This is a genomic window from Streptomyces sp. NRRL S-495, assembly GCF_000966955.1.
GTDB classification, from domain to species: Bacteria; Actinomycetota; Actinomycetes; order Streptomycetales; family Streptomycetaceae; genus Kitasatospora; species Kitasatospora purpeofusca.
On sequence record NZ_JZWY01000183.1, the window covers coordinates 1 to 14,882 of the forward strand.

At 69.7% G+C, this 14,882-nt stretch carries 10 protein-coding genes; all 10 read right to left on the reverse strand.

Translation table 11 applies throughout. The annotated features are described in order from the left end of the window. Positions 1–27: 27 nt before the first annotated feature. On the reverse strand, positions 28–684 hold the full coding sequence (locus tag VR45_RS11530) for a hypothetical protein (RefSeq protein WP_045939631.1): 657 nt from the start codon (positions 682–684) through the stop codon (positions 28–30). 174 nt (positions 685–858) lie between these two features. Then, positions 859–4,749 carry a DNA-directed RNA polymerase subunit beta' gene (locus tag VR45_RS11535; RefSeq protein ID WP_030393257.1) on the reverse strand — a complete coding sequence of 1,297 codons (3,891 nt, stop codon included), beginning with the start codon at positions 4,747–4,749 and terminating at the stop codon, positions 859–861. A 101-nt stretch (positions 4,750–4,850) separates the two neighbouring features. Further along, positions 4,851–8,327 (reverse strand): DNA-directed RNA polymerase subunit beta, encoded by a 3,477-nt coding sequence (rpoB, locus tag VR45_RS11540; protein WP_045939614.1) that lies wholly within the window; start codon positions 8,325–8,327, stop codon positions 4,851–4,853. An 834-nt stretch (positions 8,328–9,161) separates the two neighbouring features. Further along, positions 9,162–9,545, reverse strand: coding sequence for a 50S ribosomal protein L7/L12 (rplL, locus tag VR45_RS11545; RefSeq protein ID WP_045939615.1), 384 nt, complete (start codon positions 9,543–9,545; stop codon positions 9,162–9,164). 90 nt (positions 9,546–9,635) lie between these two features. After that, complete coding sequence (gene rplJ, locus VR45_RS11550) at positions 9,636–10,199, reverse strand: 50S ribosomal protein L10 (RefSeq protein WP_030393254.1); 564 nt, start codon at positions 10,197–10,199, stop codon at positions 9,636–9,638. A 374-nt stretch (positions 10,200–10,573) separates the two neighbouring features. Then, entirely contained in the window at positions 10,574–11,452 is an 879-nt protein-coding gene (locus VR45_RS11555; RefSeq protein ID WP_045939616.1) for a hypothetical protein, read from the reverse strand. Between the two features lie 143 nt (positions 11,453–11,595). Beyond that, the gene (locus tag VR45_RS11560) at positions 11,596–12,426 is read right to left on the reverse strand and encodes a hypothetical protein (protein WP_045939617.1); all 831 of its coding nucleotides are present in this window, start codon (positions 12,424–12,426) and stop codon (positions 11,596–11,598) included. Between the two features lie 182 nt (positions 12,427–12,608). After that, the gene (rplA, locus tag VR45_RS11565; RefSeq protein ID WP_045939618.1) at positions 12,609–13,331 is read right to left on the reverse strand and encodes a 50S ribosomal protein L1; all 723 of its coding nucleotides are present in this window, start codon (positions 13,329–13,331) and stop codon (positions 12,609–12,611) included. Between the two features lie 76 nt (positions 13,332–13,407). After that, on the reverse strand, positions 13,408–13,842 hold the full coding sequence (rplK, locus tag VR45_RS11570) for a 50S ribosomal protein L11 (RefSeq protein ID WP_030393250.1): 435 nt from the start codon (positions 13,840–13,842) through the stop codon (positions 13,408–13,410). A 164-nt stretch (positions 13,843–14,006) separates the two neighbouring features. Next, the gene (nusG, locus tag VR45_RS11575) at positions 14,007–14,849 is read right to left on the reverse strand and encodes a transcription termination/antitermination protein NusG (protein ID WP_234325943.1); all 843 of its coding nucleotides are present in this window, start codon (positions 14,847–14,849) and stop codon (positions 14,007–14,009) included. Positions 14,850–14,882: the final 33 nt, after the last annotated feature.

Below are 14,882 nucleotides of genomic sequence, written 5' to 3' on the forward strand. Positions count from 1 at the left end.
GTCCCCGCCCCCGCCCCGGCCCCCGGCTCAGCCACCGGTGACCGCCACGCCCCCGGTCCCGGCCCGCGCCGTGATGCGGCGGGACGCGCCGTCCTGCCGGGGCACCGTCACCTCGACCCCGCCGACCTCGGCCCCGGCGTCCACCGCGTACGGCTCCCCGCCGGGCACCGAGACCGCCTCCACCGAGGTCGGGCTCGCGGCGAAGGAGAGCTCGACCCCGCCGGTGTCCGCGGTCACCCGCACCCGCGCCGAGGTCAGACCGCTCGCCTCGACCCCGCCGACACCGGCCGTGGCCTGCACCTCCCCGGCCAGACCACGCAGCCGGATCCCGCCGGTCCCGCTGTTCAGCCGCACCGCCGTGCCGGCCGGGACGGTCACCTCGTAGCCGACCCCGCAGTCCGAGCAGTCGTACGCCAGCCGGAGCGTGCCGTCCACCAGCGAGTGCCTGGTCACCGGCGGGTCGCCGCGGAAGTTCTGCTTCTCGACCACCCGCACCGTGTCCCCGGCCCGGACCTCGATGCCGCCGGTCCCCCCGTCCACCACCAGCTCGTCCACCGGCCCGGCCACCCCGTAGGAGACCGTCAGCCGCTCGTTGCCCTCCTCCCGGTCCCAGAAGCAGCCGACCGAGCCCAACGCCACCGCCCCGGTGATCGCCGCCGCCCCCAGCACCCGTCGCACGTCCATGCCCGCGTCCTCCACCCGTCCTCGTTCCGACGGTTCAGAGCCTGACGCGCCAGGCCCCCGCGGCGCCTCCCCCGCCGGAGCGGTCTCCCGCCCTCCCCGCACGACGGAGTCCGGGAACGCCGCAGGGCGGCCACCCCGTTCGGGGTGACCGCCCTGCGATCAGGGACCTTCGACTCAGCCGGTGTACGGGCCGTAGTCGTAGTCGTCCAGCGGGACCGCCTGGCCGGAGCCGGCGCCGAAGGGCGACAGGTCGTAGTCGTCGTAGCCGACGGCCGAGTACATCGCGGCCTTGGCCTCCTCGGTCGGCTCGACCCGGATGTTGCGGTAGCGGGGCAGACCCGTACCGGCCGGGATGAGCTTACCGAGGATGACGTTCTCCTTGAGGCCCAGCAGCGGGTCCGACTTGGCGTGGATCGCCGCGTCGGTGAGGACCCGGGTCGTCTCCTGGAAGGAGGCGGCCGACAGCCAGGACTCGGTGGCCAGCGAGGCCTTGGTGATACCCATCAGCTGCGGACGGCCGGAGGCGGGGTGACCGCCCTCGGAGACCACACGACGGTTCTCGGTCTCGAAGCGGCCGCGCTCGACGAGCTCGCCCGGGAGCAGCTCGGCGTCGCCCGACTCGATGATCGTCACGCGGCGGAGCATCTGCCGGATGATGATCTCGATGTGCTTGTCGTGGATCGACACACCCTGCGAGTTGTAGACCTTCTGGACCTCGGCGACCAGGTGGATCTGGACCGCACGCTGGCCCATGATCCGCAGCACGTCGTGCGGGTTGGTGGCACCCATGGTCAGCTTCTGGCCGACCTCGACCGCCTCGCCCTCGCTGACGAGCAGCTTCACACGCTTCGAGACCGGGTAGGCGATCTCGTCGGTGCCGTCGTCCGGCGTGACGACCAGCTTGCGGGTCTTCTCGGTGTCCTCGATGCGGACCCGGCCCTGGGCCTCCGAGATCGGGGCCACACCCTTGGGGGTACGGGCCTCGAAGAGCTCGACGACACGGGGCAGACCCTGCGTGATGTCGTCACCGGCCACACCACCGGTGTGGAAGGTACGCATGGTCAGCTGGGTACCGGGCTCACCGATGGACTGGGCGGCGATGATGCCGACCGCCTCACCGATGTCGACCAGCTTGCCGGTGGCCAGCGAGCGGCCGTAGCAGAAGGCACAGGTGCCGACGGCCGACTCACAGGTCAGGATCGAGCGGGTCTTGACCTCGCTGATGCCGTGGCGGATCAGCTCGTCGATCAGCACGTCACCGAGGTCGGTGTTGGCGGTGGCAAGGAGCTTGCCGTCCACCGTGATGTCCTCGGCGAGCATGCGGGCGTAGACGCTGGTCTCGACGTCGTCCGTCTTGCGCAGGACGCCGTTCTCGACCGTGCCGATCGCCAGCTTGAGGCCGCGCTCGGTGCCGCAGTCCTCCTCGCGAATGATGACGTCCTGGGAGACGTCGACCAGACGACGGGTGAGGTAGCCGGAGTCGGCGGTACGGAGGGCGGTGTCCGCGAGACCCTTACGGGCACCGTGGGTGGAGATGAAGTACTCCAGCACGGAGAGGCCCTCACGGAACGACGCCTTGATGGGTCGCGCGATGGTCTCGTTCTTCGCGTTGGACACCAGACCACGCATACCGGCGATCTGACGCATCTGCATCATGTTTCCACGAGCACCCGAGTCGACCATCATGAAGATGGGGTTCGTCTTCGGGAAGTTCTCGTTCATGGCCTCGGCGACCTCGTTGGTCGCCCGGGTCCAGATGCCGATGAGCTCCTGCTTGCGCTCGTCGTTGGTGATCAGACCGCGCTCGTACTGCTTCTGGATCTTCTCGGCCTGCGCCTCGTAGCCCTCAAGGATCTGGCCCTTGTTCGGCGGGACGACGACGTCGGAGATCGAGACGGTGACACCCGAACGGGTCGACCAGTGGAAGCCGGCCGCCTTCAGGTTGTCCAGGGTCGCCGCGACGGTGACCTTGGGGTAGCGCTCCGCCAGGTCGTTGACGATCGCGGAGAGCTGCTTCTTGCCCACCTCGTAGTCGACGAACGGGTAGTCCTCGGGCAGCAGCTCGTTGAAGAGCGCGCGGCCCAGGGTCGTCTTCAGGCGGAAGGACTCGCCCTCGAACCAGGACGACTGACCGTCCTCGTCCAGCGGCGGGGTCCAGCCGCGCGGCGGCACGGTGCCGATCGGCAGGCGCAGCTCGATCGGAGCCTGGACACCCAGCTCGCGGGCGTCGAAGGCCATGATCGCCTCGGCGGTCGACGAGAAGGTGCGGCCGGCGCCCTTCACGTTGTCGCGGTCCGAGGTCAGGAAGAACAGACCGAGCACCATGTCCTGGGTCGGCATGGTGACGGGGCGACCGTCGGCCGGCTTCAGGATGTTGTTCGAGGACAGCATCAGGATGCGGGCCTCGGCCTGCGCCTCCGCGGAGAGCGGCAGGTGGACGGCCATCTGGTCACCGTCGAAGTCCGCGTTGAACGCGGTACAGACGAGCGGGTGGATCTGGATGGCCTTGCCCTCGACCAGCTGCGGCTCGAAGGCCTGGATGCCGAGGCGGTGCAGGGTGGGCGCACGGTTCAGCAGGACCGGGTGCTCGGCGATGACCTCTTCGAGGACGTCCCACACGACCGGGCGGGCGCGCTCGACCATGCGCTTGGCCGACTTGATGTTCTGCGCGTGGTTCAGGTCCACCAGGCGCTTCATCACGAACGGCTTGAAGAGCTCCAGCGCCATGGCCTTGGGCAGACCGCACTGGTGCAGCTTGAGCTGCGGGCCGACGACGATGACCGAACGGGCCGAGTAGTCGACTCGCTTGCCGAGCAGGTTCTGACGGAAACGACCCTGCTTGCCCTTCAGCATGTCGCTGAGGGACTTCAGCGGGCGGTTGCCCGGACCGGTGACCGGACGGCCACGACGGCCGTTGTCGAACAGCGCGTCGACGGCCTCCTGGAGCATGCGCTTCTCGTTGTTCACGATGATCTCGGGCGCGCCGAGGTCGAGAAGCCGCTTCAGGCGGTTGTTGCGGTTGATGACACGGCGGTACAGGTCGTTCAGGTCGGAGGTCGCGAAGCGGCCACCGTCCAGCTGCACCATCGGACGCAGGTCCGGCGGGATGACCGGGACGCAGTCCAGCACCATGCCGTTGGGCTTGTTGGTGGTCTGCAGGAACGCGGAGACGACCTTGAGGCGCTTGAGCGCACGGGTCTTCTTCTGGCCCTTGCCGGTGCGGATGATCTCGCGCAGGCGCTCGGACTCCTCCGCCAGGTCGAAGGTCTCGAGGCGGTCCTTGAGGGCCGCCGCGCCCATCGAGCCGGAGAAGTAGGTGCCGAAGCGGTCGCGCAGCTCGCGGTAGAGCAGCTCGTCGCCCTCGAGGTCCTGGACCTTGAGGTTCTTGAAGCGGGCCCACACCTCGTCGAGGCGGTCGAGCTCGCGCTGCGCGCGGTCGCGCAGCTGCTTCATCTCGCGCTCGGCGCCCTCGCGCACCTTGCGGCGCACATCGGCCTTGGCGCCCTCGGCCTCCAGCTCGGCGAGGTCGGTCTCGGCCTTCTTGGCCCGCGTCTCCAGGTCGGAGTCACGACGGTTCTCGATCTGCTGACGCTCGACCGAGACGTGCGCCTCCAGGGACGGCAGGTCGCGCTGACGGCGCTCGTCGTCCACCCAGGTGATCATGTAGGCGGCGAAGTAGATGACCTTCTCGAGGTCCTTCGGCGCCAGGTCCAGCAGGTAGCCGAGGCGGGACGGCACACCCTTGAAGTACCAGATGTGGGTGACCGGGGCGGCCAGCTCGATGTGGCCCATCCGCTCACGGCGCACCTTGGCGCGGGTCACCTCGACGCCGCAGCGCTCACAGATGATGCCCTTGAAGCGGACGCGCTTGTACTTGCCGCAGTAGCACTCCCAGTCCCGGGTCGGACCGAAGATCTTCTCGCAGAAGAGTCCGTCCTTTTCGGGCTTCAGGGTGCGGTAGTTGATGGTCTCCGGCTTCTTGACCTCGCCGTGCGACCACTGGCGGATGTCGTCGGCGGTGGCCAGGCCGATGCGGAGCTCGTCGAAGAAGTTGACGTCAAGCACTGGTCGTCAAGCCCTCTTTCGTAAGTCGAGAGTCGTTCATGTGGTCTGAGGGGGGCCTGGGGGCGGGCCGGCTGCTCGGTGAGCAGCCGGCCCGGCCTCCGTCAGACCTCTTCGACGCTGCTCGGCTCGCGCCGGGACAGGTCGATGCCGAGCTCCTCGGCGGCGCGGAACACGTCCTCGTCGGAGTCCCGCATCTCGATGGACTGGCCGTCCGAGGACAGCACCTCCACGTTGAGGCAGAGCGACTGCATTTCCTTGATGAGCACCTTGAAGGACTCGGGAATGCCGGGCTCGGGGATGTTCTCGCCCTTGACGATGGCCTCGTAGACCTTCACACGGCCGAGGACGTCGTCGGACTTGATGGTGAGGAGCTCCTGCAGCGCGTAGGCCGCGCCGTACGCCTCAAGGGCCCACACCTCCATCTCACCGAAGCGCTGACCACCGAACTGCGCCTTACCACCGAGCGGCTGCTGGGTGATCATCGAGTACGGGCCGGTCGAACGGGCGTGCAGCTTGTCGTCGACCAGGTGGTGCAGCTTGAGGATGTACATGTAGCCGACCGAGACCGGCATCGGGAACGGCTCGCCGGAGCGGCCGTCGAACAGCCGGGCCTTACCGGTGGAGTTCACCAGGCGCTCACCGTCACGGGTGAGGGTGGTGTGGTCCAGCAGGCCGGTGATCTCGTCCTCGCGGGCGCCGTCGAAGACCGGGGTGGCGAGGTTGGTGCCACCGTCGACCTGGTCGGCGCCGATCGCCTGGAGGCGCTGGGCCCACTCGTCGGCGAGGCCGGAGACGTCCCAGCCCTGCTTGGCGAGCCACCCGAGGTGGATCTCCAGGACCTGTCCCGGGTTCATTCGGGACGGGACACCCAGCGGGTTGAGGATGATGTCGACCGGGGTGCCGTCCTCCAGGAACGGCATGTCCTCGACCGGCAGGATCTTCGAGATGACGCCCTTGTTGCCGTGACGGCCGGCGAGCTTGTCACCGTTGGTGATCTTGCGCTTCTGGGCCACGTAGACGCGGACCAGCTGGTTGACGCCCGGGGGCAGCTCGTCGCCCTCTTCGCGGTCGAAGACGCGGACGCCGATGACCTTGCCGGACTCACCGTGCGGCACCTTCAGCGAGGTGTCGCGGACCTCACGGGCCTTCTCGCCGAAGATCGCGCGGAGCAGGCGCTCCTCCGGGGTCAGCTCGGTCTCGCCCTTGGGCGTGACCTTGCCGACCAGGATGTCGCCGGTGACGACGTCGGCGCCGATGCGGATGATGCCGCGCTCGTCGAGGTCGGCGAGGACCTCCTCGGAGACGTTCGGGATGTCCCGGGTGATCTCCTCGGGGCCCAGCTTGGTGTCACGGGCGTCGACCTCGTGCTCCTCGATGTGGATCGAGGAGAGGACGTCGTCCTGCACGAGGCGCTGCGACAGGATGATCGCGTCCTCGTAGTTGTGACCCTCCCAGGACATGAACGCCACCAGCAGGTTCTTGCCGAGGGCCATCTCGCCCTCGTCGGTGCAAGGACCGTCGGCGAGCACCTGGCCGGACTCGACCCGGGCGCCCTCGTCCACGAGCACCTTCTGGTTGAAGGCGGTGCCCTGGTTGGAGCGGGTGAACTTGGCGGCGCGGTACGTGGTGTACGTGCCGTCGTCGTTCGCCACGGTGACGTAGTCGGCCGAGACCTCCTGGACGACACCGGCCTTCTCGGCGGTGATGACGTCCGCGGCGTCGACGGCGCAGCGGTACTCCATGCCGGTACCGACCAGCGGAGCCTCGCTCTTCAGCAGCGGCACCGCCTGGCGCATCATGTTCGAGCCCATGAGCGCGCGGTTGGCGTCGTCGTGCTCGAGGAACGGGATCATGGCGGTCGCGACCGACACCATCTGGCGCGGCGAGACGTCCATGTAGTCGATCTCGGTGCCGGGGATGTAGTCGATCTCGCCGCCGCGGCGGCGGACCAGGACACGCGGCTCCGCGAAGGTCAGCTCCGCCGTCAGCGGGGCGTTGGCCTGCGCGATGACGAAGCGGTCCTCCTCGTCGGCGGTGAGGTAGTCGACCTGCTCGGTGACGACACCCTCGATGACCTTGCGGTACGGGGTCTCGATGAAGCCGAACGCGTTGACCCGGCCGTAGGAGGCGAGCGAGCCGATCAGACCGATGTTCGGGCCTTCGGGGGTCTCGATCGGACACATGCGGCCGTAGTGCGAGGGGTGCACGTCACGGACCTCGAAGCCGGCCCGCTCACGGGACAGACCACCGGGGCCGAGCGCGGACAGACGACGCTTGTGGGTCAGGCCCGACAGCGGGTTCGTCTGGTCCATGAACTGCGACAGCTGGCTGGTGCCGAAGAACTCCTTGATGGAGGCGACGACCGGCCGGATGTTGATCAGGGTCTGCGGCGTGATCGCCTCGACGTCCTGGGTGGTCATGCGCTCGCGCACGACCCGCTCCATACGGGCGAGACCCGTACGGACCTGGTTCTGGATGAGCTCGCCCACGTTGCGCAGGCGGCGGTTGCCGAAGTGGTCGATGTCGTCGACCTCGACCACGATGTCGCGGCCGGTCTCGTCACGCCAGTCGACCTCGCCGGCGTGCAGCTTGACCAGGTACTTGATCGCGTTGATGATGTCGGGCTCGGTGAGCACACCGGAGTCCAGCGACTCGGCGTTGCCGAGCTTGCGGTTCACCTTGTAGCGGCCGACCTTGGCGAGGTCGTAGCGCTTCGGGTTGAAGTACAGGTTCTCCAGCAGCGTCTGCGCGGCCTCGCGCGTCGGCGGCTCCCCGGGACGCAGCTTGCGGTAGATGTCGAGCAGCGCGTCGTCCTGGCCCTGGGTGTGGTCCTTCTCCAGGGTGGCGCGCATCGACTCGTACTCGCCGAACTCCTCGAGAATCATCTCGTTGGTCCAGCCGAGGGCCTTGAGCAGCACGGTGACCGACTGCTTGCGCTTGCGGTCGATGCGAACGCCGACCATGTCGCGCTTGTCGATCTCCATCTCCAGCCAGGCCCCGCGCGAGGGGATGACCTTGCAGGAGTAGATGTCCTTGTCGGACACCTTGTCCAGGGTGGAGTCGAAGTACACGCCCGGCGAGCGGACGAGCTGCGACACGACGACACGCTCGGTGCCGTTGATCACGAACGTGCCCTTGTGGGTCATGAGCGGGAAATCGCCCATGAAGACCGTCTGAGACTTGATCTCACCGGTCTCGTTGTTGGTGAACTCGGCCGTGACGAAGAGCGGGGCCGCGAACGTGAAGTCGCGGTCCTTGCACTCGTCAATGGAGTTCTTCGGCGGCTCGAAACGGTGGTCGCGGAAGGTCAGCGACATCGACCCGCTGAAGTCCTCGATCGGCGAGATCTCCTCGAAGATCTCCTCCAGACCGGACTTCGTGGGGACGTCCTGACCGTTGTCCAGCGCCCGCTCGACCCGGGTCTTCCAGGCCGCGTTACCGAGCAGCCAGTCAAAGCTCTCGGTCTGCAGGGCCAGGAGGTTAGGGACCTCGAGGGGCTCCTTGATCTTCGCGAACGAGACGCGGAGCGGGGCGGTGGATGCGGCGGAATTGTTCGAGGCGTTGCGCGGCGCGGCCAAGAGGGGGGTCCTTCCGAGGGCTCGGAGCTCACTACGCGCGTACCGGCCGGGCCTTCAGTGGCTCGGTCCCACCTCCGCGCCACCGGCCTCCGCCGAGGTCGAAACCTCAGGTCAGAGCCGCTTTACGGAGGCGGTGCCAGACCCCTTCAGGGCAACGCAAACTCCGGGCGACGAGTCACGGAGCAGCTAACAGGCAGCGCAAAGGGACAGTGTAGCCAAAGGCGACACTGCTGTCCAGCTCTGATTCGGAGACCGAATCGGAGACTCCTCCCGGTAGCCGTCGGGCGCGAACGCCCTCCGGGTACTGCAGCGGCCCGGACTCGTCCGGGCCCACGACTCACGTGGAGTCACTTCCCTCCGGAGCCGCCGGTTATGCATCCGGCGGTCGACCAACCGGGGCGGACTCGCGCCACGAGAATCGCGCGCGCCCGCCGGGTTCGTCAAGGGCCCGCCTCCGGTGCGGGCCTCGTCCCTTTCATCGCTCCGGGCCACCCCGGCGTTACAGAAGCCGTGGTCGGGGCCGTAGCCGATGACAGCGATCACCATACCCGTCCGCACCGACAGTGCCGAGTGCCCGATCGGCCACACCGGTGTGTCCGGCCACGGACCGACCGGGGGCCGGCCGAGGAGCGGCCGGGAAGCGCCCGGGAAGCGGCCGCCGACCGGCCGTCCCGGGCCCGGCGGCCACCTGGGCGGCGGCCGGACAGCGACCCGAAGCCGACCGGGCGCACCGGCGTGGCGCCGGCCGAACGGCGCCGGAAACGCAAAAAGCCGGGCCGACCACCCGCAAGGGTGATCGGCCCGGCCCACTGCCCCCTCAGAGGGGGCGGCGAGTCACTTGACGGTGACCTTGGCGCCGGCGCCCTCGAGAGCGGCCTTGGCCTTCTCGGCAACGTCCTTGGCAACCTTCTCCAGGACCTTGGCACCAGCGGTGTCAACGAGGTCCTTGGCCTCCTTCAGGCCGAGGGAGGTCAGGGTGCGCACCTCCTTGATGACCTGGATCTTCTTGTCGCCCGCACCGTCGAGGATGACGTCGAACTCGTCCTGCTCCTCAACGGCCTCGGCCACGGCGCCCGGGCCGGCGATGCCGGCAACGGCGACCGGAGCGGCGGCGGTGACGTCGAACTTCTCCTCGAAGGCCTTCACGAAGGCGGCCAGCTCGATGAGGGTCAGGTCCTCGAACTGCGCGAGCAGCTCGTCCTGGGTCAGCTTCGCCATGATTGGCGTCCTTCCACTAAATCGGCAGGTGGTGCCGGATGTACGGGTTGGCGGGCGTACGGGCCCGCAGCGAGGCAGGGCCTCGGCCGATTACTCGGCCGCGGTCTCCTCGGCGGCGGGAGCCGGCGTACCGGCACCGCCCTGCTCGACCTTTTCCCGAAGGGCCTCGACCGTGCGGACGAGCTTCGAGGGCAGGGCCTGGAAGAGCGCGGCAGCCTGCGACTGCTTGCCCTTCATGGCACCCGCCAGCTTGGCGAGCAGCACCTCGCGGGACTCGAGGTCCGCGAGCTTCTTGATCTCGTCGGCGGACAGCGCCTTGCCGTCAAGGACACCGCCCTTGATGACGAGAGCAGGGTTCTCCTTGGCGAAGTCACGCAGAGCCTTCGCCGACTCCACCGGGTCACCGGTGACGAAGGCGACAGCCGTCGGACCGGCGAACAGGTCGTCCAGCTCCGTGATCCCGACCTCGTTGGCCGCGATCTTGGTCAGCGTGTTCTTCACCACGGCGTACTGGGCGTTCTCGCCCAGCGAGCGACGCAGGGTCTTGACCTGCTTCACCGTCAGACCGCGGTACTCGGTCAGCACCGCAGCGTTCGAGCCACGGAAAAGCTCCGTGATCTCGGCGACGGCAGCAGCCTTGTCGGGCCTAGCCATAGGCTTACGCCTCCTTCCGTGATGTCGAAATCAGGCCGACCGCGAGAGTCGACCATTCGCGCCTCGGAACCGCTGGACGGAGGAGAACCTCTGCGGAAAATGCAGATGAGCCCCGGTGCGCAGGCGCACGGGGCTCGTGGTGAACTCGACGGGTCCACGTGCGAGGCACGCGACCCGGAGGTCAAAGCTCCAAACAATCCTGCGCGGGCTGCCCGCGCACGAGGCGCGGATCCTTCGGTCACGCACTCCCTGACGGGGGCAGCGCGACAACCAGCGGTCTTTGGCTTCCGCCACAGTAGCCGGACGCCGCCGTCCGGGGCAAATCGCCCCCGACGACGGCGGCGGGACGGGCGCGGAACGGGCGCGGGACGGGCTCAGCGGGCCGTCGGCGGGGTGCTGCGGGTGCCGGTGTCCACGGTGTCCGACTCGGCCGGGGCCTGCGCCGAGAGCGGGCCGCCGGCCTCGGTGTAGAGCACCGAGTCGTCCAGCCGGCCGCTGTCGCCCGACCCGGTCCGCTGCAGCCGGACCAGCTGGTCCTTGTCGTTCAGCCAGAGGTCCAGGGTGAGCGAGGCCGAGCCGCCGGGCGCCAGCGCGGTCCGCAGCCCCTCCCGGCGGGCCGGGCTCAGCTGGGTCTGCGCCGCCGCGTAGCGGGCCGCGTCGGTACTCACCCGGTAGTGCTCCACCGTGGAGTCCTCGAACTTCTCCTCGCCGACGTACTGGGCGGTGGTGCCGTCGGCGGTCGCGGCGGCCAGTGCCACCACCGGGTTGAGCAGGTCGATCAGCCCGGCGTACGGGATCTCCCGGTGCCCGTCCGGGCCCGGCGCCCCGGCGAACCGCTCCCAGTGCCGCCCGCCCAGCCGGGCCGCGGTGGCCGCGTCCCCGCCCTCGTAGGCGACGGTGTCCACGACGATCAGCTGCTCGGCCGGCGCCGGGGTGGAACGTTTGACCTGGAGCGCGGTCTTCGGCTGCCAGAACAGCGGGCCGGAGCCGGCGTCCGAGCCCAGCCGGTAGCTCACCTTGGCCCGGCGCGCGGTCTGCATGGCCAGCTGGGCCGAGAGCAGCACGCCGTGCGGCGAGCGGTCGGTCGGCTTGGCCGGCCAGGTCGGGGAGGCGCTGCTGGGCGTCGGCGTCGGGGCGCCGGACGCGCTCGGCGAGCCGCCCGGGGCCGGGCCGTCCGCCCCGCCGCACCCGCTCAGGCCGCCCGCCAGCACCGCGGCGGCGACCACCGCCGCCAGCCGCTGCCGCACCGCCATCCAGGCCTCCCCGTCGGATCCGTCCTCGGCGGACGGCCACCCAGGCCGGCCCGTCCGCTCCAGCCCACCTTGCCACCCGGTCCCGCGCGGCTCCGTGGCACCCCCCGCCACTCGGCCGCACCGCCCGTCCCGGGCCGGCCGGTTCAGCCCGCGGGGGTCGGCGCCGCGGCGGGCGCGTCGGTGGGCGCGTCGGTGGCGGCGCCCTCGGCCGGCTCGGCGCCCTCGGCGATGTCCGTGGTGGTCACCACGGCGCCGGAGGCTCCCCTGACCGTGGACCGCACCCGCAGCAGCCGGTCCCCCGGCGCCACCCAGAAGTCGTACTCGACGGCGGCGACGCCGCGCCGCTCGTAGTAGTCGAGCTTCTCGTTCAGCCGGGCCGGGCTCAGCCCCTCCTCGGCGCCGAAGTAGTCCGCCACCGGCGCGGCGCCCCGGTAGTGCGCGACCGTGCCGCCGTTCAGCTCCTCGCCGCCCAGCGGGGTGAGCTTGCCGGCCAGCGCCATCAGGCGCGCCGACCCGCCCGGGTTGGCGAGCAGGCCGGTGATCCAGCCGCCGGACCAGCCGGTCTGTCCGCCGGGGACGGCGCGCGGGTCCAGCGACTCCGCCCGGTCCCGGTCCGCGGTCCGGGGCGCCGTACCGGTGTAGCCGAGGTCCAGGGCGCCGTCCCGGCCCCGCAGCCGCCCGGTGCCCAGCTCGTCGGTCACGGTCAGCTCGGCCGAGTCGTGGGCGCCCCAGGACACCGTGCCGCTCGCGCTCCGCCGCCCCGCCGGGCCCTCCTCCACCGCCTGGATCCGCGCCCCGCCGGCGTCGTCCAGCCGTTGCGAGGCGGAGAGCAGCACCTGCCGGGGCGGCCGGACGGTGGGCCGGTCGCTGATCGGGGTGCGGTCGCCGGAGACGGCCAGCACACTGCAGGCGGTGAGGCCGGCGGCGAGCAGCAGCAGGGCCGCTCCCTTGGCGGCGGGGCGAAGGGCGGGCACGGCACACTCCGGCGGTCGGACGGCGGCGGGCTCCCTCGGCCGGGAACGCGCGGGCGGACCGGCCGAGCGTACGACGGACCGTGCGCCCGTTCCCCCGGCAGGGGGTATCGATCGGGGAACGACGGCGGGCCCGCACCCCCGGTGAAGGGGGTACGGGCCCGCCGTACGAAGGTCGGCTGCGATCAGACCGCGGCCGGGTCCTCCTCGACGAGGAGGTTACGGGTGCGGTTCGGGTCCACCAGGATGCCGGGGCCGATGGTGGTCGAGAACGCGGTCTTCTTGATGTAGCGGCCCTTGGCGGCGGACGGCTTGGCGCGGAGCACCTCGTCCAGCGCGGCGGCGTAGTTCTCGACCAGCTGCTCGTCGGTGAAGGAGGCCTTCCCGATGATGAAGTGCAGGTTCGAGTGCTTGTCGACGCGGAACTCGATCTTGCCGCCCTTGATGTCGTTGACAGCCTTGGCGACATCCGGGGTGACAGTGCCGGTCTTCGGGTTCGGCATCAGACCACGGGGACCGAGCACGCGGCCGAGGCGGCCGACCTTGCCCATGAGGTCCGGGGTGGCGACGACGGCGTCGAAGTCCAGCTTGCCCTTCGCGACCTCGTCGATGAGCTCGTCGGCACCGACGATGTCGGCGCCCGCAGCACGCGCGGCCTCGGCACGCTCGCCGGTCGCGAAGACCAGGACCCGAGCGGTCTTACCGGTGCCGTGCGGGAGGATCACGGTGCTGCGGACCATCTGGTCGGCCTTGCGCGGGTCGACACCCAGACGCATGGCGACCTCGACGGTGCCGTCGAACTTGCTGGTGCTGGTCGCCTTGGCGAGGCGGATGGCCTCGAGGGGGGCGTAAAGGCGCTCGCGGTCGACCTGGGCGTCCGCGGCCTTCAGGGCCTTGCTGCGCTTCATAGCTGCTCCTGAATGGTGAATGGAGTTGTGGTGTCACGGGCCTGCGCGGGCCCTACCACGGGGACGAGAAGGGTGATCAGCCCTCGACCGTGATACCCATCGACCGGGCGGTGCCGGCGATGATCTTGGACGCGGCGTCCAGGTCGTTGGCGTTCAGGTCGGGCATCTTGGTCGTGGCGATCTCACGGACCTGGGCGGCGGTGAGCTTCGCAACCTTGGTCTTGTGCGGCTCGCTCGAGCCCTTCTCGACACCGGCGGCCTTCAGGATGAGGCGCGCGGCCGGCGGCGTCTTCGTGATGAAGGTGAAGGAACGGTCCTCGTAGACCGTGATCTCCACCGGCACGATCATGCCGCGCTGCGACTCGGTCGCAGCGTTGTAGGCCTTGCAGAACTCCATGATGTTGACGCCGTGCTGACCCAGCGCGGGGCCGACCGGCGGGGCCGGGTTCGCCGCGCCGGCGTTGATCTGGAGCTTGATAAGCCCCGTGACCTTCTTCTTCTTGGGAGGCATGTCTCTCCGGGTCCTTCCGAGAGGTGATTGCTGGTGTGTGCGGACACGGGGCGACACCCGGTCGCCAGCACACACATCGGACCAGGCTAACGCCTCGGCGTCGCTGGACCAAAACGGATTCGGGGCGGGCCCGCGGGCCCGCCCCGAATCCGAAGACTGTGGGACTAGTTCTTCTGGATCTGGTCGAAGGAGAGCTCGACCGGGGTCTCCCGGCCGAAGATCTCGACCAGGCCCTTGACCTTCTTCGAGTCGGGGTTGATCTCGTTGATGGTCGCCTGCAGGGTCGCGAACGGGCCGTCGGTGACGGTGACCGAGTCGCCGACCTCGAAGTCGAGGACCTGGATCTCGCTGGGCTTGACCGGCGAGGGCTTGCCGGCCTCCTTGGCCGCCTGGCGCTCGACGTCGGGGGCGAGCATCTTGACGACCTCGTCCAGGGTCAGCGGGTACGGGTCGTAGGCGTTGCCGACGAAGCCGGTGACACCGGGGGTGTTGCGCACGACGCCCCAGGACTCCGGGGTGAGGTCCATGCGCACCAGGACGTAGCCGGGGAGCTTGTTCTGGCGGATGGTCTTGCGGTCGCCGTTCTTGATCTGGACGACCTCCTCCTGCGGCACCTCGGCCTGGAAGATGTACTCCTCGACGTTGAGGGAGACCGCGCGCTGCTCCAGGTTCTGCTTCACCCGGTTCTCGTAGCCGGCGTAGGTGTGGATCACGTACCACTCGCCCGGCATGAACCGGAGGTCCTCGCGGAACTTGGCGACCGGGTCGACCTCGACGGCCTCCTCCTCGGCGGCCTCCTCGGTGTCCTCGGCGGCGGCCTCGTCCTCGGCGGCCTCGGCGTCCTCGTCGGCGGCGTCCTCGACGAGCTCCTCCTCGGTCTCCACGTGCAGCGCGACGTCCTCGGCCGGCTCGCCGGCCTCCGCCTCGTCGAACGCCTCGACCTCGTCCTCGTCGGAGTCGACCGCGTCCACGATCTGCTGCTCGTCGGACTCGACGGCGTCAGCCAGCTCGGCCGCGTCCTCGGCGGCGACATCCGCCTC